The sequence below is a fragment of the Pseudoalteromonas sp. meg-B1 genome (assembly GCF_003173795.1).
In the GTDB taxonomy this organism is placed as follows: domain Bacteria; phylum Pseudomonadota; class Gammaproteobacteria; order Enterobacterales; family Alteromonadaceae; genus Pseudoalteromonas; species Pseudoalteromonas undina.
The window spans coordinates 664376-687028 of the sequence record NZ_QGQU01000001.1 but is presented as its reverse complement, the minus strand read 5'-3'; the positions used below and the strand labels follow the sequence as shown (position 1 = coordinate 687028).

The following is a 22653-nucleotide window of genomic DNA, read 5'->3' as shown; positions in this document are numbered from 1 at the left end:
GCAGCTTTATGTGTAAATTATGCGGGTTGTTGGCAAGCAGTAATAGGTACGCCGCTATGAAATTTGAAGTCTTCATCGTCTGATGTAATTAGATGCGCTTCTATTTCAGCAAATTCTTTTACCCGCTCGGTAATATCAAAGTCAGCAATTTCTTGAGCAAGGGTTAAGTAATCTTGATAATGGCGAGCCTCTGAGCGAAGCAGTGAAATATAAAAGTCCCCTAAGCGTTTATCTACATGCGGGGCAAGCGCAGCAAAACGTTCACATGAGCGCGCTTCTATGTACGCACCTACAATAAGTTTATCAACTAATGCATTGGGCTCAAACGTTTTAACATTACGTAACATACCTTTAGCGTAACGACATGGGGTTATACTTTTATATTCAACGCCGTATTCATCCATAATTTCCAACACTTGATAAAAGTGATGCAACTCTTCTTTTATTAACATCACCATTTTATCAATTAAGTCTTGTCCATAAGGTGAGTTAGATTTAGGAATAATAGACTTTGTCAGTTTATTTTTAGCCGCTAAATCACGCCAGTTCCCCTCACGTTTATAAATAAGCGTTTCAAACGGTTTTAGCCACTCAAGCAGTGCATCACTGCTGTCTTTATCTACCGCATACTTACGGATTAAAAACATCGCACTTTGTGCCGCTTTTAGCTCACAAATTAAATGATCAATTAATATGATGGGTAAATTTTCTTTTTTGGTCGCCTGTTCAACCCACTCATCGGGGGTACTGCATAATAAAAAGTTGTTAATTGGCTCTAAAAGCTGGCTATGTGGCACGCTGACTACTCATTGCTATAAATTGCGATTATGTATTTTAACACGAAATAATGCCCTGAATAAAATAAACACACGCCCTTATTACAAGCATGTGGATAACTTGACTTTGCTTAGTTACTGAACCATAACTAAATGGACTGTATAAAAAACAAACCAACTATAACCAAACAGTAATATATCCTTTTATGGAGAGCACGCAATGATACTAAATCACCTATGGGGCTTATACGCCCATCCACTCGAAGAGTGGCAAACAATTGATAACCGTCACGAAAGCTTAACCTACAGCTTATCGCACATTTTGCTAATCGCTTTATTTCCCTCAGCAATGGGATATTACTCATCGGTTTACTTAGGCTGGAGTATAGGCACAGGTAACCCAGTATTTTTAACCCATGAAAGCGCACTAATGATTGGCGCGGCTATGTATGTTGCTTTGATTGGCGGTGTATTTGCACTGGCCTACTTAGCGCATTGGATGGCGGTTACTTTTGGTGCTAAACCAACCTTTACCCAAACTATCGAGCTGGCAGCGTATACCGCAACACCGGTGTTTATGTCGGCATTGGCAGCTTTTTGGCCTGAGTTGTGGTTTGTGGTGTGTGTTGGTTTAGTGGCACTCGCTTACTCTGTTTATTTACTGTATACCGGCGTCCCTATTTTGATGCACATTCCGCAGGAGCGCGGCTTTATTTATGCAAGCTCTGTTGTCACCTGTGGATTAATTCTACTTGTTATTATTTTAGCGCTTACCGCCATGCTATGGACCAACGGTATTATCAGCCCTATGTTTACCTAAAAATTGAAAAACAAAAAAGGAGCGATTAAGCTCCTTTTTTTGTAACGCCGATAATGCTATCAGGCAGTATTATCACGGTTAATCAGATTCGTTTTCATCTTGGTTATGGATTTCTAAACCAGACGACATCGCGTTTTCGCGAGTGCTTTTAGCAGAATCGTTACGTAGCTTATCAATACGATTTAGATAGTCTTGATCAACATCGCCAGTAATGTATTGTCCATCAAACACTGACGTTTCAAACTTAGTGATTTCAGGGTTTTCTTGGCTAACTGCGGCAATCAAATCACTTAATGATTGAAAGATTAAACCATCAGAACTAATGCTTTGGTTAATATCTTCTACTTCACGACCATGTGCAATTAGTTCAGCCGCCGATGGCATATCTATGCCGTATACATTTGGAAAGCGTATTTCCGGTGCAGCTGACGCAAAGTAAACGTTTTTAGCACCTGACTCGCGTGCCATCTCAACTATTTGTGCTGAGGTAGTACCACGTACTATTGAGTCATCAACAAGTAGGACATTTTTACCTTTAAACTCACGGTCAATTGCATTGAGTTTTTGACGTACTGATTTTTTACGTAGCTCTTGGCCTGGCATAATAAACGTACGGCCAATGTAGCGATTTTTAACAAAGCCTTGGCGGTAAGGTAAATCAAGTACGCGTGCCATTTCTAAAGCGATATCACATGAAGTTTCTGGGATAGGAATAACAACATCAATGTCTTTATCGGCCCACTCACGTGCTACTTTCTCGCCTAGTTTTGTTCCCATATTTACACGTGCAGCATAAACCGACATACGATCAATGGTTGAATCCGGGCGCGCAAAGTAAACAAATTCAAAAATACATGGTGAGTAAGACACTTTATCTGCACAGGTAAAAGAATGAAACTCGCCTTTTTCAGTCACGTAAATAGCTTCGCCTGGGGCAACGTCACGAATAAACTCAAAGCCATCTGGCTTTAACGCCACACTCTCTGATGCAAACATATATTCAGTACCGGCAGCAGATTCACGTTTACCAAATACTAAAGGACGGATACCATTTGGATCGCGAAACGCCACAATACCATGACCGATAATCATGGCTATAGTTGCATAACCACCCGTCACTTTATTGTTAACTTCAGTAACCGCTGTAAAAATATCTTCAGGGTCTAATTTTAGTTTGTCTGGCTTACTTAGCTCATGCGCCATGATGTTAAGCAAAATCTCAGAATCAGAGGTGGTATTAACATGGCGACGTGCCTCTGAAAATAACTGCTCTTTTAACGACTCTGCATTGGTTAAGTTACCATTATGGGCAAGTGCTATACCAAAAGGAGAGTTCACGTAAAACGGCTGAGCCTCTGACGAGCTTGAAGAACCCGCCGTTGGGTAGCGCACATGGCCAATGCCAATGTTGCCTTGCAAACGTTTCATATGACGAGTGTGAAATACATCTTTCACTAGGCCATTTGCTTTGCGCAAGCTAAATGTATTGTTCTCAATAGTTATGATACCCGCAGCATCTTGGCCACGGTGTTGCAAAACGGTTAAGCCATCATAAATCGCCTGATTAACTGGCGATGTTCCGACTATTCCAACGATACCACACATGTAATTTATCCTCGCCGATTAACGGTTTACTGAATTTAAAAAGCTCGAGTTGTTTTCTAGGTACGAAAAGAACCATTCAACTACAAAGCCAAATTCTGGAATCAAAATAGAGTTGCCCCACCAATGCGTATTTGGCGCACCAGTAAAAGCATCAAGAAAGAAGAGTAACGCGCTCACGACCAACACGCCTCGAAGAGCACCAAACACCACACCAAAAACACGGTCTGTGCCGGATAATCCGGTTCGCTGTACAAGCTCACCTAAAATATAGTTTAGTAAACCGCCTAACAATAGCGTCGCAAAGAATAATATGGCAATGGCCGCTGCATTTCTTAAAAGGGGTTCAGAAATGGATGTTAGGAAGGAAGCTAAATATTGATAAAATAAGCTGGAGATGATGAAAGCCCCTGCCCATACCGCTAATGACATAGCTTCTTTAACAAAGCCGCGTATTAAACCGATGATGGTAGAGAGTGCAATAATGCCAATAATGGCGTAATCAACCCAGATCATAAGAACCAATTAGTCGCTAATTTTGGGCGCATTCTATACCTAAACCTCCCAGTGATGCAAGTTTAAGCGTGAGAATGCAGGTGAGTAAAAACATGCAGTTTTTAGATAAAAAATAGCATGAAATATACAGGCTAAAAGTAGGTGGAGATCTAGTCTTAACTTATGGAGTATAAGTTAGGTAAATGTGCAATTTTAAGTTATAAGCACACTCACCTATTAGCGACTAAGTTATTTTGCCACTTCAAATTGAGTAACTTTACCGTTTAGCTTAGTTAGCTCTTTCAGCGCGGGAAGTTGGGACTGCAGCTCATTTTTACTTAATGACGGCCCTACAAATACTTTAGTTAACGTACCATTTGGCGTTTTAATTGGCCTAGTAAAGCTTTTAAAACCTTTCGTTTTTAGCTTTGCCTGCAACGCTTTTACATTTGCCGCATGAGAAAAGCTACCAAGCTGAATGACATACGCCATACTTGTTAAGTTTTCATTGGTATTACGCGTAGCGTTATTTTGCTCGGTAGTGACTGTGCCTTGCTTTGTATCGGCTATGACCGCTTCAACCATTGCTGGCTGTGCAGTAACGTCAGTTTCAGCTGAGCTGTTTTGTTGCTCAAATGCAGCATCATCAGGCTGAATATTTTCAATTTCATCCTCTTTTAATGGTTCTGCATTTGCCACTTGCTGATCAATTGATTCTTGTAAATCAATGGTCTTGAACTCAGAGCGTTCTGGAATCGCTTTAAAGCCTTCTTTATAGTGCACTTTTTCACCATCGAGTATATTGGGAATAAACACAATTGCTGCGATCACCACAATACTTGTTCCGACTAAGCGATTAATAAAACCTGAGTTCACCGACATCCTCTCTATTTTTTAAAGTAATGAATAGCGCCAGCCACGGTAAAAAATGAGCCAAATACAATCAATAGTGTATTACTTGGCTGGCTTGGCAAAATAGCATCCAATGCTATCTCTACGTTGCTATAACCCTGTTTAAAATGACTATTGGGTATACTTGAAAGCGCCTGTTGAAGATGAGCTGCACTATCCCCTCGCGGGCCACCTAAGCTAGCCAACGACCATTCATCGACTACATCAGCCACTTCTTTAAGCACACCGACTTTATCTTTATCAGCAAGCATAGCGGCTAATGCATGAATTTTAAAGCCTTTATCTTTATAGCTTGCTAACTTAGTTGCTAAATAACGTGCCGATTCAGGGTTATGTGCCACATCGGTGTACACTAATGGCGACTCACTTAATTGTTGAAAGCGCCCTTCTACCACTAAGTTGGCTATGCACTGAGTTATCACTTCATCACTTGGTAATAAATCTAGCACCGACAAGGTCGTTAACGCAGTGGCCACATTTTGACACGGGATGGCCGGTTTAGGTAAATCGAGATTATGTGTTTTAAATTGCCAACTAAAACTTTGCTCATGCTCTTTAAAAATAAAGTCACTACCCGATAACACCATATTAGCGTTAATTTCTTTGCCATAATCGGTCATTGTATGCGGAATATTTAAATCCCCAATAATTGCCGGAGTACTCTCTCTAAAAATTCCCGCCTTGTCATAAGCCACCAGCTCACGGGTATCACCTAAATATTCTTTATGATCTAAATCGATGGTGGTGATCACACTAGCAAATGGGGTAACAATATTGGTCGCGTCAAAACGCCCGCCCAAACCGACCTCTAACAACACGTAGTCAACTTCTAAGCGTTTAAATATAGCCAACGCGCCTAAGGTACCATATTCAAAATAGGTTAATGGTGTGTCACCACGCCCTTGCTCTAGTAAATTAAACGCATCGACATGGTATTGATCGTCAAGCTCTGCCCCATTAACGCGTACACGTTCGTTGTAGCGAACTAAATGAGGTGAAGCATAGGTGCCAACACAATAACCCTGGGCTAATAATAATGACTCTAAACAACGTGCCGTTGTTCCTTTGCCATTCGTGCCTGCAATAAGAATGATTTTACTTGAGGAAGTTAAAAGCTCTATGTTGTTAGCAACACGAGCAACGCGCTCTAAGCCCATTTCTATATTAGCAGGGTGAACACTCTCTAAATAACAAAGCCAATCATCAAGGCTTGATGATTGGCTAGGAATTGTTTTTGTCATAGCATGTAATCAGTAAAGCTGAAATTTACGCTACTCTATGCTCTTGTTCCGTAGAAGGCAAGTTCATAAATTTTGCTAAGATACGTGCTAGCGTATCGCGCATTTCTCGACGGTCAATAATCATGTCGATTGCGCCGTGCTCTAATAAAAACTCACTGCGTTGGAAACCCTCTGGCAGTGTTTCACGCACGGTTTGTTCAATAACACGAGGACCTGCAAAACCAATCAAAGCTTTAGGCTCTGCAACATTAATATCACCAAGCATTGCCAATGATGCTGATACACCACCCATTGTTGGGTCAGTCATTACCGAAATGAACGGTAGGCCTTTTTCGGTCATTTTGGCAAGTGCAGCACTGGTTTTTGCCATTTGCATAAGTGACATTAGCGCCTCTTGCATACGTGCGCCGCCCGATGCAGAAAAACAAATCAGCGGCATATTATGCTCTAAACATTGGTCAACCGCGTCAACAAAGCGAGCACCAACAACCGATGCCATTGAGCCACCCATAAATGAGAATTCAAATGCAACTGCGGCAACCGGAATACCTTTTAAGTTTCCTTTCATTGCAACCAGAGCGTCTTTTTCACCGCTTGACTTTTGAGCTGCATTAATACGGTCTGAGTACTTTTTAGAGTCTCTAAATTTAAGCACATCTTTAGGTTCGTGTTGAGCGCCTAATTCGTGGCGGTCACCGTCATCTAAAAACTGTTCAAGACGTTTACGACCACTAACACGCATATGATGGTCGCACTTAGGGCATACATTTAGTGATTTTTCTAATTCTGCTTTATATAAAATTGAATCACATGACGTACATTTAGCCCATACACCTTCTGGAATTTCTTTACGACCTGAAGATTTAGTCGTTTTTGGTAAGATTTTTTCTAGCCAACTCATTTGCAACTCTCTTAATGCTGTTCTGTGTCGCGAGTCTACATGTTAACCATGCAAACAAATTTTTCCAATTAAAACATGAATTACGCTATCACGGTATAAAAAACTGGTCTTAGTAGTTAGCCCTACGAATAATAGCGTATAAAAATCATCACCTGATTACCTTTTAAATATCTGTATCGGCTAAAAACAATGGCCCCAACGGCGTTCTAGGAATATTAAAGTGTTCTGGGTAATCAACATCTACTAAATATAAACCCGCCGCTTTTGCTGTGGCGCTCGCTTTGGCCCGCTCTTTAACATCTAACAGCTCTTTTAACCAAATTGGTTCATGTTTATGTAAACCGATATCCATTAAACACCCGGTAATATTACGTACCATATGATGCAAAAACGCATTGGCTTTAATATCAATAATGACATAAGCACCTTGGCGCTGTACCGATAAATGATGAATCGTTCGCGTTGCCGTATTAGCTTGGCAGTGAAGCGCTCTAAACGAGGTGAAATCGTGCTCACCTAATAAATATTGGCAAGCCTGCTGCATTTTCACTTCATCTAAAGGATGATGAAAATGGGTAACACCTTCATTTAATACCGCACCACGAAACGCATAATTATAAATAACATAACGATAACGACGAGCAGTTGCACTAAAGCGAGCATGAAAGTCTTCAACCACAGGCTGGGCAAAACGAATAGCAATGTCTTTTGGTAATAAGGTATTCATGCCTAATGTAAAGGCCACCATTTCACGCTCAGCATGGGTATCAAAATGCACAACTTGACCAGTGCCATGAACACCGGCATCGGTGCGCCCTGCACATACAATTTCAACCGGATGATTACAAATGCGCGACAACGCTTTTTCTACTTCTTGTTGTACGCTATTTACATGAGATTGACGCTGCCAACCACTGTAACGCGCGCCGTTGTATTCTACTCCAAGTGCTACTCGCATAATTACTGCTTTACCTACTGTGCTAATCGACGCTGCATTTTATGCTATATGGCGTTCCAATAAAAGCAGCGAACTAAGGTTCCTAACTATGCGATACAAAAAACCCGTTATTAGTGTTAGCCAATAACGGGTTTTACAGCTTAGATATCCTTTCCAGGACTTAGCTATTGTTAGTTTTTCAGCTTAGCTTTTAGATTTTGTGCTTCTTCTTGCACATCGTCTGGGCCATTATTAATAATCTCATCTAAAATTTTAACTGCCGAGTCAGCATCATCAATTTCTATATATGCGTGAGCAAGATCAAGCTTTGCCGAGTAACCACCACTTTGAGTATCAACATCCATAGGGTTATCACCAGCAAGTAGTGAATCGTAGTCACCCAAACCAACATCCATATCGACGTCGGTGTAAGGTTCGTGATCTGTATCCGCATCATCACTTTGCTCTAGTAATGCATCAATATCAACAAAGTCATCTTGATCTAATGGCTCAGTAACCTCAGGTTGCTCAATGGGCTCTTGCAACGATGGTGCTTTATCATCAGCTAAATCTTCATTAAGTAAGCTATTAAAATCAACATCGAATTCACTGCTGTCGCTTAAATCAACATCATCAGGTTCAGCCAACTCATTCAGTAATGAATCAAAATCTGTTTGTGTTAAATCAGCCATGAACTCATCATCTAGTTCATCATCTGAAATCATTTCTGATTCTGACGGTACTGACGTTTGCGTTAAATCAGCTTCACGATCAGCATTTGTTTGCTGATCGGTAAATTCAGCTGACTCTGTTAACGCATCAAGCTGATCATCATCAAAATCATCGTTAGTGCTAACAGCCTGCTCATCGTCAGCTTGTTCAATCAGGTCTGTAGACTCTGAAATATCATTATCTAAAGCTTGCTCTATATCTAACTCTGAAAACTCATTGTTAAGTAACAGCTCATCATCAAAGTCATCTTCTAGGCTATCGAGATCGTTACCTGCTGATAGAGCATTAGCGAGATCTTGCTCTGCCTGACTAGGCGACATACCTGTGGCATCGCCGTCTAAATTATCACCTTGTAGCTCTTCTGGAGTTAGTGATTGTTGCTCTTCATCAGATAAAGGCAGTTCATCATCAAGTTCTAACTCAGGGTACTCCTCAAGTTCTTCACTTGGGGTGACTATTTCTGGCTCATAAAGCTCATCGTCATCTGTTGATAAATCATTACTTTGGATATCGCCAGCAAGCGGATCATCGCCTAAATCAATTTCCTCTTCATCAAGCTCATCGTTTAAGTCATCCATTGACCAGTCAGGTACGTGTTCATCCTCATCGCCTGTTTGCTCAAGCTCACTTAAAAGATCATCAACACTTTTGAAGTTTTCATCATTGTATTCGTCAAGCGCATCTTCTGGGTCGAGTAAAGTAGAAGACGTATCGGTAAAATCATCTTCTGATCCAACATCAGGCTCTGATTCAAGCTCTGGCTCTACTTCAAGCTCAAGCTCTACTTCAAGCTCAGGCGCGGCTTCAAGCATAGGTTCGGCTTCAAGCTCAGGCTCGACTTCAAGCTCAGGCTCTGCTTCAAGCTCAGGCTCTACTTCAAGTTCTGGTTCGCCTTCAAGCTCAGGCTCGACTTCAAGCTCAGGCTCGACTTCAAGTTCTGGTTCGGCTTCAAGCTCAGGCTCGACTTCAAGCTCAGGCTCGACTTCAAGTTCAGGCTCTGCTTCAAGTTCAGGCTCTGCTTCAAGCTCAGGCTCAACTTCAAGCTCAGGCTCGACTTCAAGTTCAGGCTCTGCTTCAAGCTCAGGCTCGACTTCAAGCTCAGGCTCGACTTCAAGTTCTGGCTCGCCTTCAAGCTCAGGCTCTGCTTCAAGCTCAGGCTCTGCTTCAAGCTCAGGCTCTGCTTCAAGCTCAGGCTCTGCTTCAAGTTCAGGCTCGACTTCAAGCTCAGGCTCTGCTTCAAGCTCCGGCTCGACTTCAAGCTCAGGCTCGACTTCAAGCTCAGGCTCTACTTCAAGTTCAGGCTCGGCTTCAAGTTCAGGCTCGGCTTCAAGTTCAGGCTCGACTTCAAGTTCAGGCTCTGCTTCAAGCTCTGGCTCTGATTCAAGCTCAGGCTCGGCTTCAAGCTCAGGCTCTGCTTCAAGCTCAGGCTCTGCTTCTGGTTCAGATTGCTCGTCTAAGCCATCAACTGACCAATCAGGTGCTTCTACATAATCATCACTTGTTTGTTCTAACTCGCTCAGTAGCTCATCAACGCTATCAAGGTTTTCATCATTGTACTCATCAAGCGCGTCTTCTGGATCGAGTAAATTAGAAGACGTATCGGTAAAATCATCTTCTGATTCAACATCAAGTTCAGGCTCAGCTACAGTTTCTGGCTCTGCTGCAACTTCTGGCTCTGCTTCAACTTCTGGCTCTGCTTCAACTTCTGGCTCAGGCTCAGGCTCAGGCTCAGGCTCAGGCTCAGGCTCAGGCTCAGGCTCAGGCTCAGCAAAAGATAAAGCGATAGATTCTACATCTTCACTATTTAACTCTTCTTGCGCGTCAGTTAAATCTTCAATTGAGTCCGCCAATGCATGATCTATTTCAGAATCATGAACATCACTTTCAGGTTGCTCAGTATCTAGTACATCGTCAATATCTACTTCGTCTTCTTCAACTAAGCTGTCGATATCTGGCTCTTCAATTTGAGCTTCAGTAGTAGTTGGTTGCTCAGCATCGAGCAATTCATCAATATCAACTTCATCGTCTTCATCAACTAAGCTGTCGATGTCTGGCTCTTCAGTTTGAGCTTCAGTAGTTGGTTGCTCAGCGTCGAGCAAACCATCAATATCAACTTCATCGTCTTCTTCAACTAAGCTGTCGATATCAGGCTCTTCAGTTTGAGCTTCAGTAGTTGGTTGCTCAGCATCGAGCAATTCGTCAATATCAACTTCATCGTCTTCATCAACTAAGCTGTCGATGTCTGGCTCTTCAGTTTGAGCTTCAGTAGTTGGTTGCTCAGCATCGAGCAATTCATCAATATCAACTTCATCGTCTTCATCAACTAGGCTATCGATATCAGGCTCTTCAGTTTGAGCTTCAGTAGTTGGTTGCTCAGCATCGAGCAATTCATCAATATCAACTTCATCGTCTTCATCAACTAAGCTGTCGATGTCTGGCTCTTCAGTTTGAGCTTCAGTAGTTGGTTGCTCGGCATCGAGCAATTCATCAATATCAACTTCATCGTCTTCATCAACTAGGCTATCGATATCAGGCTCTTCAGTTTGAGCTTCAGTAGCTGGTTGCTCAGCATCGAGCAAGTCGTCAATATCAAACTCGTCGCCCTCTTCAACTAAGCTGTCGATATCTGGCTCTTCACTTTGCTCTTCAGTAGCCGGTTGCTCAGCATCGAGCAAGTCATCAATATCAAACTCGTCATCTTCATCAACTAAGCTGTCGATATCTGGCTCTTCGCTCTGATCTTCAGTAGCTGGTTGCTCAGCATCGAGTAAACTGTCTATATCAAACTCGTCATCATCAGCTTGTGCTGTTACATCATCTGCTTGTTCATTATTCTCATCAAGCAAGTCGTCAATGTTAAAGTCTTCGCCCTCTTCAGCAAGTTCTTCACTAAGTGCTGCCATATCATCATTCGATTCACCTTTAGGTTCATCTGGCAGAGCATCGTCGTCTTCTTCGTCAAACAGGCTATCTAAGTCATCTGAACTTAAAATATCATCCGATTCGTCAAGATTAATAGTATCGCCCGTGTCATCTTCATTTGAGCTATCAAAGTCTTGTTGCATGAAAACATCAAGTTCATCGTCTTCGGTATTTTCGTCTTCAAAAACAACATCATCACTGAGTAGGCTTTCTAACTCATCTTGATCTAGAAGACTGTCGTCATCGAGATCATCGTTTAAATCAACATCATCATCGAGTAACACGTCATCCATGTTATCGTCTAGTTGCACACTTATATCATCAAGTGGATCGGGGGCTGGCGCTTCATCAAGAGTGGGCTCTGGCACTTCATCTATCGGATCAGTAAAAGCAGGTGCTTGAGGAATAAACTCATCATCGTCACTTTCAGGCTCTTGATTATTACTTCGCTTACGCAACCACATAACAACGGCAAAAATGATCAATAAAGCCGGAATGGTCATTAATAAAATCAGCACTAAAGGATTCGAAAGTAGCGCGGCAAAGCTAAATTCACTCTCTTGCTCTACCTCTTTTAATTTTTGCTGCGCAATAATCTCATTTTGCTTAAGGATTAATTCTTTTAACTGTTGCTGTATTTCACTGTCTTGACCAAGCTGTAAGCGAACGTTTTCTAACTCGTTTGAAATACCTGTAAGCTGTTTTTTTAGGTTGTTGTTTTCAACTAAGATCTCTTCTACGTTGCTAACTGAACTTTTAAACTGCTGCTGAAGCTCAACTAATTTATTACCTTGGTCTGTTTTTATCGCTTTTAATTCTTGTTGTAACTCTTTTTTAGCTTCATCAACATCAGCTTTGCGAGCTTGCGTGACTTGTGTTTGTGCTGAATTAATTTCTGCTTGAGTAAGCGTACCATTTTTCTTTTTTTCCCACAGGTCATCATCTTGCTCAGAGCGTTGCTTAGCTAATTGCGGGTTTACTCGTCTAATTTCTGCCAAAGTAGGTATCTTTAAGTAAGAACCACTTTGCATATGATTTAAATTTTGTTCTAAAAATGAGTTGGGGTTTTTGTTATACAAGGCTTGCATAACTTGGTAAATGCTAACTGAATTATCAGGACGAACCTTAACAGCAATGCGCCAAAGTGTATCGGTTGGTTTTATTGGCCCAATAGAACGCCCCTGTGCGCCGTAATCTGCGCCTTTAGGCCCTCTTAATTGAGTACTGTCTTGAGAGTAAACAGTCGTTACCATCAGTGCAGACGCTAATATAATAAGTGAAACGAAACCGCGCATGCTGATCCTTTAATGTTTAAATGTTAACACAGCGCTTTCAATTGGCGCTTAAACATTGATTATTCTTGCCGTTGTTAACCACGTGGCTAACGCACATTTTTATTACAATCTATTTTTATTGCAAGCTCTATTCCAGTTACAAACTATAAACCAGTTAAGCCATAATATCCATCGCAACGCATTGAAAATAAATACCTTAAACATCAAGATAAAAATATTTTTATGTTGTTTATCAAAGTGTTTACACTACTGTTGTTTATAAGTGGCAAAAAAATGGCAATTTAAGCACAAAAAAACGGCAAGCCACTTTGGTTTGCCGTTTATTGGATTATCACTGTATTCTGGCTAATTACATATAATTAGCAATCAGTTCTTCTGCTATTTGCACACTGTTGGTTGCTGCCCCTTTACGGGTGTTATCACTTACTACCCACATATTTAATCCATGTGGGTGTGAAATATCGGCACGTAAACGGCCAATGTAAACAGTGTCGTTACCACTGGCATCAGAGACAGCCGTTGGGTAATCACCCGCATCATCAATTAGCTCAACACCCGGTGCATCGCTCAATAATTGCTTCACATGCTCAAAGTCATAAGGCATACGCGTTTCTATATTAATTGACTCAGAATGACCAAAGAACACCGGTACACGAACACAAGTCGGGTTTACTGCAATGGTGGTATCGCCTAAAATTTTATGCGTTTCGTTTACCATTTTCATTTCTTCGCGTGTATAGCCATTGTCTTCAAAGCTATCGATTTGCGGAATAACATTAAACGCAATTTGCTTAGGAAAAATGTCGTTTTCCATTGGACGTGCATTCATTAAGTTAGCTGTTTGTTTTGCCAATTCATCAACCGCTTCTTTGCCTGCACCCGACACTGCTTGGTAGGTTGAAACGTTAATACGATCAATACCGTAGGCATCATAAATAGGTTTAAGCGCGAGCATCATTTGAATAGTTGAACAATTAGGATTAGCGATTATATTACGGTTTCTAAAATCGGCTAAACTCGCTGCATTCACTTCTGGCACAATTAGCGGCACTTCAAAGTCATTTCTAAAGTGTGAGGTATTATCAATAACAATACAGCCTGCGTCTGCAGCAATCGGGGCGTACTTTTCAGACACACTGCCACCAGCAGAAAATAAGCCGATATGCGCTTGGCTAAAGTCAAAGCCTTCAACATCGCGTACTTCTATGCTCTCACCACGAAACTTTATATCTTCGCCGGCACTTCGGCTGCTTGCTAATAAAAACAGCTGATCGACCGGAAATTTACGATCTTCCAAAGTTTCAATGATTTGACGACCAACAAGGCCGGTAGCGCCGAGTACGGCAACGTTATATTTTTGCGACATATTTCATCCTCTGTAAGCACGGTTAAAACAACCGCGCTAATTAAATTAGTTTACTGTGGTAAAGCCAAGCTGGGCAAGTGCAGTAAGCTCGGTGCTATCACCTTCAACCATCACAGTGCTAAACTCACGGCGGGTTGGGTAGTTTTTTCGTAAGCTGTCAAAGCCTTCATCGGCCAAGTGACGTAGTAAAATGCCATCATCACGGCGTACGTCATAAACTAAATGCACTAAACGGGCTATATCTGTTTCGCTAAAACTGCTTTCTAGGGTGACTTTTTTAATCGCAGGAGGCGGTAAAAAATCATCAAGCGATTTTATTGCGTTAACCCCTTTGAGCTCACATAAGCGCTGGTACAACATTTGTGTACCTCGCGCTTTACCTTCAAGGGTATGCCCTGCAATGTGAACACTGGCATAGCGCACGTGCTCCAGTAATTCAGTTAAAATATTAGGTTCATTTTCCCAAACATCCAGCACTAAATCGAGTTCTGCTCCGGCTTGCATCACTTCAAGTAAGGCTTGATTGTCAATTACATCACCTCGGCTGGCGTTTATTAACGTTAACCCAGATTTAAGTTTAGTTAAGCGTGTTTTATCAAGCATGTGCAGGGTTTTGTGCCTACCCGTTTTAATCAACGGCACATGAAAAGTAACAATATCTGACTGCGCTAATAGCTCATCAAGCTCAACATGCTCGGTTAATAGCCCTTGCTCATGCTTAATTGGATCGCACAATAGTAAATTAACGTTCAGTGCTTTTAACTTTTGCGCTAAACAACTGCCAATATTACCTACACCCACAATACCGATTGTTTTACCACTTAACGGACTGGCATTTTCTTGGCTTAATGCAAATAAGCTACTTATTACATACTCAGCTACGGCAATGGCATTACAGCCAGGCGCACTGGTAAAGCCGATATTGTTAGCACTGAGCAAATCAGTATCAATATGATCAACACCAATCGTGGCGGTACCTACAAAGCTTAGTTTATTCGCCTGTGCTAATAGTTCACTGTTAACTTGAGTAACTGAGCGGGTAAGCAGTACATCAACATCGATAAGTTGTTCAGGGGTTAATTGCCTGCCATCAAATCGTTCAACCTCACCCATATCTTTAAAGAATTGCTCAACTAAAGGCATATTTTGATCGGCAAGAATTTTCATTGTGAGTCCGTTTGGCGAAATGAGGCGCTATTGTAACGAACAACCCCCTATTAGCACAAACGAAAAAGCCGAGCATTTTGCTCGGCTTTAAAATAGTTAACGATTAACTTAACCTTTGTATTTGCTCATTACTAGCGTGGCATTAGTACCGCCAAAACCAAAGCTGTTAGACATAACCGTGTTTAGTTCAACGTCTTTTGCTTCAGTCACAATATTCAAGCCTGCCGCTTGTTCATCTAACTCATCAATATTGATAGATGGCGCAACAAAACCATGCTCAAGCATGAGTAATGAAAAGATAGCTTCGTGTACGCCAGCCGCACCCAATGCATGGCCTGTCATTGCTTTAGTGGCACTGATCATTGGTGAGTTACCACCAAATACTTCTTGAATAGCGCCTAGCTCTTTAACATCACCTACTGGTGTAGATGTACCGTGGGTATTTAAGTAATCAATGCTGTCAACGTTTTGCATAGCTTGGCGCATACAACGTGCCGCACCTTCACCCGATGGTGCAACCATGTCGTAACCATCTGAGGTTGCGCCGTAACCGGTAATTTCAGCGTAAATATGCGCGCCACGAGCAAGTGCATGTTCAAGTTCTTCAACAACCACAATACCGCCACCGGCTGAAATTACAAAACCATCGCGGTTTGCATCATAAGTACGTGATGCTTTTTCAGGTGTGTCGTTGTATTTAGTAGAAAGCGCACCCATAGCGTCAAATTCCATTGCTAACGTCCAGTGAAGCTCTTCACCGCCGCCTGCAAAAATAACGTCTTGTTTGCCTAATTGAATTTGTTCCACCGCGTGGCCAATACAATGCGCAGAAGTCGCACACGCAGAACTAATTGAATAGTTAACACCTTTAATTTTAAACGGCGTTGCTAAACATGCAGAGGTGGTACTTGCCATAGTACGTGGCACCATGTAAGGGCCAACGCGCTTAACGCCTTTTTCACGAAGAATATCAGCCGCTTCTACTTGCCATTTTGATGAACCACCACCAGAGCCAACTAATAAACCAGTACGCTCGTTTGATACTTGCTCGTCGCTAAGACCCGCATCTTCAATCGCTTGCGCCATTGAAATATAAGAGTAAGCCGCCGCATCGCCCATAAAGCGCATTGCTTTACGATCAACATGCTCTTTAACATCAATATCAATTTTACCTGATACATTGCTACGCAATTTGTAATCAGCAAATTCTTGATTAAAAGCAATACCACTTTTACCCGCTTTTAGTGACTCTACTACTTCTTGTTTATTATTGCCGATGCTTGATACAACACCGATGCCTGTTATTACGGCTCTTCTCATGGGTAATTCCCTTAGCTTAATACTTAATTGTGTTCTATTTTACGCGAATTTAATCATCTAAGTGGTCAGCTTTCTAGCGTACACTTGTACTCTGAAGCTACAGCTTATAAATAACGCCAGACTATTTCAAAGAAAACACGTAAAATAATTAAAAAATTATCTATAAATTGAATTGGTCATGATAAAAAACGCCCATATACACTTTAACGACTTAGGCACACCAGTTGCCAATGACTTTGACGATGTTTATTTTTCTAATGACGACGGCCTTGCTGAATCGCATTATGTGTTTTATCAACAAAACAGTATAGATACACGGTTACAAAATCATGACCGTGAACACTTTGTTATCGCCGAAACCGGTTTTGGTACTGGGCTTAACTTTTTGAATGCATGGCTGCAGTTTTCTGACCACTTACAGTGCCTACAAGTTCAAAATGAACAACCAAATAAAGTGCAGCGATTACATTTTATTTCTTTTGAAAAATATCCACTTAGCGTAAATGATTTAAAACAAGCCTTGCAAGCTTGGCCTAGTTTAAGCCATTTAAGCGACCAACTCATTACCCACTACCCGATTAATTTAAATGGCTGCCACCGACTTGAATTTGCCAATGGCCGTGTAATCCTCGACCTCTACTTTGGCGACGTACTGGAATGTATTAATAGCATGAGCTACCCACAAAGTGGGCTGGTTGATGCGTGGTTTTTAGATGGCTTTGCGCCAAGTAAAAACCCCGATATGTGGCAGCAAAGTGTATTTAACGCCATGGTTGATATTTCCAGAAGCAATGCCACATTAGCCACGTTTACCGCTGCGGGCTTTGTGCGCAGAGGACTAAACGAGGCAGGCTTTAGCATGCAAAAAGCCAAAGGCTTTGGCCGAAAGCGTGAGATGCTAATTGGCACACTTGCTCAAGCCAACCCAAAACAATCAGCTCCCGCCTATTTTGAGCATCACCCCTCACCGCTTTCAAGTGTGGCTGTTATTGGCGGTGGTATAGCGAGCAGTTGCATACTTTATAGCCTCGCAAAGCGTGGGATAAAAAGCCACTTATTTTGCCAAGATGAAAAACCCGCAATGGGTGCATCGCACAATGTGCAAGGGGCTGTGTATCCACACTTACAGGCAAAAAACTCGCCACATAGTGAATTATTTGCCCACAGTTTTTTATACGCAAAGCGGCTTTATAATCAATTACTCAACAATGGCTTTTTGTTTGATCACCAGTGGTGTGGTGTATTACAACATGCAGTAAAACAGCCATTGGCAGATCGCCATCAGAACCTCGCTGATAAACAACTGTGGCCAGAGCAGCTTATGCGAAATGTGACTGCTAATGAGGGTGATGCTATCGCTGGGGTTAAAACAGGTTACTCAGGGGTGTTTTTTGAACAAGGCGGCTGGGTTAATCCCCCGCAGTTAGTTTGTGCAATGTTAGATGCCGCACAGCAATTAAATTCGTTTGAAAGCCTATTTAACTGCCATATTGAGCAATTTAATAAACAACCCGATGGTTGGTACTTAACCACGCAAAAGCAAACATTTGGCCCCTTTAGCGATGTGATTATTTGTACTGGTGAGCACAGTGATGCATTTACGCAAACCAAAACACTTCCCATTGTTGGCGTTCGCGGCCAAGTCTCACATGTTCAGGCAAGCGAGCAATCTCGTAAACTTAATACTGTGTTGTGTCACAAAGGTTATTTTACTCCCGCTTATTTAGATCATCATTGTATGGGCGCCACCTTTGAAAAAAATAGCAAAAGCCGCGAAGTGACCGAGCAAGACAACCACACTAACCGCGAGCAATTACTGAGTTTTTATAACAACACTGAATTTGCCACTAGCTTAGGCGATATTAGTTCAGCCAAAGCCGCTGTTCGCTGTAGTTTTATTGACCACTTACCTATGGCTGGTGAATGGGTGGAGCAAACTGATTATATACATGCATTTGCTAATTTACGCTTGGGCAAGCGCTATAAATATCAGCCGTTAGAAAAACCACAACAGGGCCTACATATTTTTACCGGCTTTGGCGCGCGAGCATTATGCAGTGCACCGTTATCTGCTGAGCACTTAATAAGTAGTTTAAACAATGAACCACGCCCACTAAGTGAGCGTGTAAGCCAAGCAATTCACCCTGGCCGCTTTATTGTTCGAGACCTTATTCGCAATAAAATTTAAAAGGCAGATCACACTGCTCACACTAAAAAACAAACCTATACTTTAAAAACAAATTATTACCCCCAGCTCTTTAGTACAGTGGATAAAGTTTAAGTCGGCTGTTTTGTCTTATAAAATAAGGAGTATGTGATGAGTAAAACATTAGTAATTGGTGCCAGTGGGCAAATTGGTAAACTAACCACCCAACTATTGCTTGAACACCAACATTCTGTAGTGGCTTTAGTGCGTGACAAAAGCAAATTAGATGACTTAAATAGCGACTATCTAACAATCGTAGAGCAAGATTTAGAAAATGATTTTAGCGATGCGCTGCGCGGTTGCGACCATATCATTTTTGCCGCAGGTTCAGGCGGAAATACCGGTGCAGATAAAACCTTACTTATTGATTTATGGGCTGCAACTAAAGCCATTAATTACGCAAAAGAACATGCAGCCAAACACTTTACTATGGTGAGTTCTATTGGTGCAGACGATCCGGATGCAATCCAAAGCGACTTAAAACCCTATTTAGTAGCTAAGCATATGGCAGATAGGCATTTAATTAATAGCGGGCTCAATTATACGATTGTACGTCCAGGCTCACTCACTAATGAGAATGCCTCAAAACTTATTTCTACCGAACGCCCTAAAGAGCGCGATAAAGCAATCATTAGCCGTGAAAATGTAGCCCATGTTCTATTTACCATTGCCACAGAGCAAGGCAGCAATCGCTGCATATTTGAAGTATTTGATGGCGACAAACCAATAAAAGCCGCTATTAAGTAAACATTACACTCACCCCTTGCCATGCAAGCTGTATGGCAAGCAGAGTCAAAATCACTTTAAAAATAACTCTAAAACGTACCACCGATAACCGCTTAAGTAATCTAATCCCTAACCATGTGCCAATGGCTCCGCTTAAAATCATCGCCAGTGTTAACGGCAACCATTGCCAAAAACTAAAGCCAAGCCCCGCATAAACGACAGCTTTTAAACTATGCTGCAAGGTCATAATACTTGAAAAAGTCGCGGTAAATTTAAGCTTATCGTAATGATTAATATGTAAATAACCCGCTACCAAAGGCCCACTTGCTCCGACAAAAGTCGAGATAAATGCCGTAATTACGCCCGCTAGTAAGCGCCCTAATCGTGAGTCTTTATTAAATTCAGGAATTGTTCCCCACAGTAAATAAATCACAAATAAAGCCACAAACAGCTTCATGCTATCAAGGTTAATATCGCTCACTACTTGGCTTGATAGCCCCGCGCCAATTAACCCACCCAGTGTAAAATACAACAACATCGGCTTATCAAGATGGGTAATGCTTAACAACAACCGATTGGCATTAGAGCCCAACTGCACTAAACCATGAACAGGCACCACCACCGCCATAGGCATAACCGACGCCATTACCACCAACAGCATTAAACCACCGCCCGCACCAAAAGCGGCCGATACAAACGAAGTAAACCCCGCCAGTAAAACCAGTAAAAGCGAAATTAAAGGGGAAATGTGTTCAGCTGTAAAAATATCCATATCTATGCCCGCTGTTAATCATTAACTCATAATACAAAAAATAGGCAAGTAAGCGACTAGTCTTTTAGTGGTATGGGGTTCGGGGTTCGGGGTTCTCAAGATAAACCAAAGCACAATAAACTCAATAATTTCAGCCATAAAAAAACCCGCGACTTGATTGCTCAAGTTGCGGGTTTTTTAGGGTTTTTAAACAAACGAATTTAAAAACCGTTATTGGTGGAGCTGGGGGGATTTGAACCCCCGTCCGAAAAGCCTCGACCGTCGGTACTACATGTTTAGTATTGTCATTTAATTAACCTTTAAATCCCGGACAAACACGGTAGATAAAGGCGAGGCCGCTTAGTTTTAACGCTTCAACCCCGGCCAGGGTTTCCGTCGCGATCAGGTGTTAGGGTGACACTCCAAAATCCAGTCCACAAGAATACATGGAAGGAGCGCTAGCCAGCCTAAGCTGCTAGAGAGTAGTTATCGTCGTTTGCGATTACTTTAAATTGCGGCTTTTTTACGAGGCAAACCGCACCTCGACATGCACCTCGGGCTTCTTGAATTCCGTCGAATCCTAATCAGCCCCTGAATAAGGTTACTCATTCAGAGTGTCCAAGCAGTATAACCGAGTAACCTACGAATACTCAACACCTTAGGCGTTTTATTTTATTGGTTGGTTAATCATGCATCAAACACACATGTAAATGTAAAATATTGGACAATTAAGAAACAATTACTTAACAATGATGGTGCTTTATGCTCAAATGCAAGGCTAGACCTTTGTCTAATAAATTATAAAAAATAATAACAGACATATTACCTAGAGGATTTATAAATGTCGGTTTTTTCTTTTGATGAGCAAACGGGGTATATCTCTTTAGTTTCACACCCTCATGTTTCAGGTTTAGCCTCAACAGCAACACAGCTTATTGAATTAATTGGCCAGTCAGAATATTGCGAGTGTGAGGTTATTGCTAGCAATATTGGTAAGCTGTTTGCTCAAAATAACGCCGAAGAAGCCCCCTCTTTAGTAATTGCTCAAGCCATTGATGCAAAGCTAACCATAAACATCGATGAAAAGAATATGCTCGTTGAAGCTACCCTTATTACTGCCAAGGGCGGTAAATTGCTTAGCATGGAACAAGCGATTGAAGAGTTCTCACAAGCAGGGGTTGTAAAAGGCATTAGCTCTCATGCATTAGAACAGTTATTGGCGCAACAGTTCGAACAACCCCCAGGAAGTACGCATTGCGCCGAAGTCGCTTTTGGTCGTGCACCTAAAGTGGGTAACGATGCCAAATTTGTGCGCCTTTGCTGCACAGCGCAAGACCGCGTACTTAGCCCGCAAGCTAAGGGCGGTGGTAAAGTCGATATGAGAAACCTAGGTGATATTATTACTGTAAAACCGGGATGTGAACTAATGCGACGTATTCCTGCAACACCCGGTGTTGATGGATTTACTGTATTTGGTGATGTAATAACTGCTCCTCCCGGTAAAGAGCATAAATTACAACCTTTTGACGGCACTAAAATTGCGCCCGATAACCCTAATTTATTAATTGCGGATTGTACTGGCGTACCGGTTGCCCTTCCCCGTGGTATGCGTGTTGATGATGTTTTATGCTTTCACAATATTGATCCAAGTACTGGGCATGTTGAATTTGATGGCAGTATTATAGTCAGTGGTGATATAAAAGATGGCATGCGCGTGACCGCCAGCGGCGATATTACTGTTTTAGGCTTTGTTGAATCGGCGCAGCTCAAAAGTGATAGCGCCATCACAATAGTAAAGGGTGCAATTGGTCGTAAGCGAGAAGCCGATGAGCCATTTACCTGTTCTATTTTAGCTAAACGAACCGTTGCGCTTGGTTACTCTCAATACTGCGACATAAAAACGGAGCAAAACTTATTAATAGATCGCCAATCATTACATTGTGACTTGAGTGCCGGAAATCTAATTAGGGTGGGCAATGCAAAAGATCCCAAAGGTAAAATTATTGGTGGCCATATTCTTGATGCAATGCGTATTGAAACAGGCGAGTTAGGAGCACCAGCAGGAACTAAAACCCGTGTTTGTATCGCACAGCGCTGGTACGTGCTAAAACAAAAACAAGCGCAAATTACTGACTTTGAAAAAGTTCTAATTAGTAAATCAATTGAGCTACAGCAAGCGCGCCAGCGAATTAATAAACAAGTTGCAAGCGCACAGCGTCAGCAGTTTTTGAATAAAATAACAACGAATGAAGAACACATAGCAAACCGAAGCGCCAGCATCAATCAGCAAAAGCAGTTGCTAAGAAAGAAAATGACGCAGCTTTTAGCGCTCAGTCGCTTAAAAGTTAATGAGCTTATGCACCCTGGGGTAGAGCTTAAAATTGCACGAGAATCAATTAACTTTTCGCGTAATTACCCACCACATTTAATCACTCATAGTGAAGGTAAAATAACGCAATCGTTTTAATAACGCTTATTAAGACT

General features: G+C 41.8%; 16 protein-coding genes and 1 other RNA gene. 4 read left to right on the top strand and 13 right to left on the bottom strand.

Annotated elements, in window-relative coordinates:
* Positions 1 to 17: 17 nt before the first annotated feature.
* Positions 18 to 797 carry a tRNA isopentenyl-2-thiomethyl-A-37 hydroxylase MiaE gene (gene miaE, locus DK924_RS03200; protein WP_054202395.1) on the bottom strand — a complete coding sequence of 260 codons (780 nt, stop codon included), beginning with the start codon at positions 795 to 797 and terminating at the stop codon, positions 18 to 20.
* 199 nt (positions 798 to 996) lie between these two features.
* Between miaE and DK924_RS03195 the strand changes: the two genes are divergently transcribed.
* Positions 997 to 1596: a Yip1 family protein gene (locus DK924_RS03195; RefSeq protein ID WP_008111059.1), complete on the top strand. Its 600-nt coding sequence runs from the start codon at positions 997 to 999 to the stop codon at positions 1594 to 1596.
* Between the two features lie 78 nt (positions 1597 to 1674).
* Here DK924_RS03195 and purF read toward each other — a convergent pair whose 3' ends face one another.
* From purF to fabB, 10 genes are all read right to left on the bottom strand, one after another.
* Positions 1675 to 3201, bottom strand: a complete 1527-nt coding sequence (purF, locus tag DK924_RS03190; protein ID WP_008468349.1) for an amidophosphoribosyltransferase — start codon at positions 3199 to 3201, stop codon at positions 1675 to 1677.
* Positions 3202 to 3219: 18 nt separating this feature from the next.
* Complete coding sequence (locus DK924_RS03185) at positions 3220 to 3714, bottom strand: CvpA family protein (RefSeq protein WP_008111063.1); 495 nt, start codon at positions 3712 to 3714, stop codon at positions 3220 to 3222.
* A gap of 228 nt (positions 3715 to 3942) precedes the next feature.
* Positions 3943 to 4569, bottom strand: coding sequence for an SPOR domain-containing protein (locus DK924_RS03180; RefSeq protein ID WP_054202492.1), 627 nt, complete (start codon positions 4567 to 4569; stop codon positions 3943 to 3945).
* An 11-nt stretch (positions 4570 to 4580) separates the two neighbouring features.
* Entirely contained in the window at positions 4581 to 5846 is a 1266-nt protein-coding gene (folC, locus tag DK924_RS03175; protein ID WP_075169636.1) for a bifunctional tetrahydrofolate synthase/dihydrofolate synthase, read from the bottom strand.
* Positions 5847 to 5871: 25 nt separating this feature from the next.
* A complete protein-coding gene (gene accD / locus DK924_RS03170; protein WP_008111068.1) occupies positions 5872 to 6747 on the bottom strand; it encodes an acetyl-CoA carboxylase, carboxyltransferase subunit beta in 876 nt (291 codons plus the stop codon).
* Between the two features lie 163 nt (positions 6748 to 6910).
* Positions 6911 to 7705 (bottom strand): tRNA pseudouridine(38-40) synthase TruA, encoded by a 795-nt coding sequence (gene truA / locus DK924_RS03165; protein WP_008111070.1) that lies wholly within the window; start codon positions 7703 to 7705, stop codon positions 6911 to 6913.
* Positions 7706 to 7875: 170 nt separating this feature from the next.
* A complete protein-coding gene (locus DK924_RS03160) occupies positions 7876 to 12633 on the bottom strand; it encodes a FimV/HubP family polar landmark protein (RefSeq protein ID WP_109874323.1) in 4758 nt (1585 codons plus the stop codon).
* 349 nt (positions 12634 to 12982) lie between these two features.
* Positions 12983 to 13999, bottom strand: coding sequence for an aspartate-semialdehyde dehydrogenase (locus DK924_RS03150; protein WP_010388045.1), 1017 nt, complete (start codon positions 13997 to 13999; stop codon positions 12983 to 12985).
* Positions 14000 to 14044: 45 nt separating this feature from the next.
* Positions 14045 to 15166, bottom strand: a complete 1122-nt coding sequence (locus tag DK924_RS03145) for a 4-phosphoerythronate dehydrogenase (RefSeq protein WP_109874322.1) — start codon at positions 15164 to 15166, stop codon at positions 14045 to 14047.
* A 108-nt stretch (positions 15167 to 15274) separates the two neighbouring features.
* Positions 15275 to 16486: a beta-ketoacyl-ACP synthase I gene (fabB, locus tag DK924_RS03140; protein ID WP_109874321.1), complete on the bottom strand. Its 1212-nt coding sequence runs from the start codon at positions 16484 to 16486 to the stop codon at positions 15275 to 15277.
* A 178-nt stretch (positions 16487 to 16664) separates the two neighbouring features.
* Between fabB and mnmC the strand changes: the two genes are divergently transcribed.
* Together mnmC and DK924_RS03130 are read left to right on the top strand one after the other, a co-directional pair.
* On the top strand, positions 16665 to 18674 hold the full coding sequence (gene mnmC / locus DK924_RS03135; protein ID WP_109874320.1) for a bifunctional tRNA (5-methylaminomethyl-2-thiouridine)(34)-methyltransferase MnmD/FAD-dependent 5-carboxymethylaminomethyl-2-thiouridine(34) oxidoreductase MnmC: 2010 nt from the start codon (positions 16665 to 16667) through the stop codon (positions 18672 to 18674).
* A 129-nt stretch (positions 18675 to 18803) separates the two neighbouring features.
* Positions 18804 to 19439 carry an SDR family oxidoreductase gene (locus tag DK924_RS03130; protein WP_109874319.1) on the top strand — a complete coding sequence of 212 codons (636 nt, stop codon included), beginning with the start codon at positions 18804 to 18806 and terminating at the stop codon, positions 19437 to 19439.
* On the opposite strand, the gene DK924_RS03125 is transcribed toward DK924_RS03130, so the two are convergent.
* Both DK924_RS03125 and ssrA read right to left on the bottom strand, forming a co-directional pair.
* Positions 19432 to 20190, bottom strand: coding sequence for a sulfite exporter TauE/SafE family protein (locus DK924_RS03125; protein WP_109874318.1), 759 nt, complete (start codon positions 20188 to 20190; stop codon positions 19432 to 19434). The genes DK924_RS03130 and DK924_RS03125 overlap by 8 nt on opposite strands.
* A gap of 214 nt (positions 20191 to 20404) precedes the next feature.
* Positions 20405 to 20761: a transfer-messenger RNA gene (gene ssrA / locus DK924_RS03120) on the bottom strand.
* 249 nt (positions 20762 to 21010) lie between these two features.
* On the opposite strand from ssrA, the gene DK924_RS03115 reads away from it, so the two are divergent.
* Entirely contained in the window at positions 21011 to 22636 is a 1626-nt protein-coding gene (locus tag DK924_RS03115) for a DUF342 domain-containing protein (protein WP_109874317.1), read from the top strand.
* The last annotated feature ends 17 nt before the right edge of the window (positions 22637 to 22653 follow it).

Bases quoted from the DNA above. Each gene is read 5' to 3' on its own strand.
- truA (WP_008111070.1), bottom strand. From the start codon at position 7,705: ATGCGAGTAGCACTTGGAGTAGAATACAACGGCGCGCGTTACAGTGGT.
- DK924_RS03115 (WP_109874317.1), top strand. From the start codon at position 21,011: ATGTCGGTTTTTTCTTTTGATGAGCAAACGGGGTATATCTCTTTAGTT.
- DK924_RS03130 (WP_109874319.1), top strand. From the start codon at position 18,804: ATGAGTAAAACATTAGTAATTGGTGCCAGTGGGCAAATTGGTAAACTA.
- DK924_RS03195 (WP_008111059.1), top strand. From the start codon at position 997: ATGATACTAAATCACCTATGGGGCTTATACGCCCATCCACTCGAAGAG.
- DK924_RS03125 (WP_109874318.1), bottom strand. From the start codon at position 20,190: ATGGATATTTTTACAGCTGAACACATTTCCCCTTTAATTTCGCTTTTA.
- DK924_RS03150 (WP_010388045.1), bottom strand. From the start codon at position 13,999: ATGTCGCAAAAATATAACGTTGCCGTACTCGGCGCTACCGGCCTTGTT.
- mnmC (WP_109874320.1), top strand. From the start codon at position 16,665: ATGATAAAAAACGCCCATATACACTTTAACGACTTAGGCACACCAGTT.
- fabB (WP_109874321.1), bottom strand. From the start codon at position 16,486: ATGAGAAGAGCCGTAATAACAGGCATCGGTGTTGTATCAAGCATCGGC.
- DK924_RS03160 (WP_109874323.1), bottom strand. From the start codon at position 12,633: ATGCGCGGTTTCGTTTCACTTATTATATTAGCGTCTGCACTGATGGTA.
- folC (WP_075169636.1), bottom strand. From the start codon at position 5,846: ATGACAAAAACAATTCCTAGCCAATCATCAAGCCTTGATGATTGGCTT.
- DK924_RS03185 (WP_008111063.1), bottom strand. From the start codon at position 3,714: ATGATCTGGGTTGATTACGCCATTATTGGCATTATTGCACTCTCTACC.
- DK924_RS03145 (WP_109874322.1), bottom strand. From the start codon at position 15,166: ATGAAAATTCTTGCCGATCAAAATATGCCTTTAGTTGAGCAATTCTTT.
- accD (WP_008111068.1), bottom strand. From the start codon at position 6,747: ATGAGTTGGCTAGAAAAAATCTTACCAAAAACGACTAAATCTTCAGGT.
- purF (WP_008468349.1), bottom strand. From the start codon at position 3,201: ATGTGTGGTATCGTTGGAATAGTCGGAACATCGCCAGTTAATCAGGCG.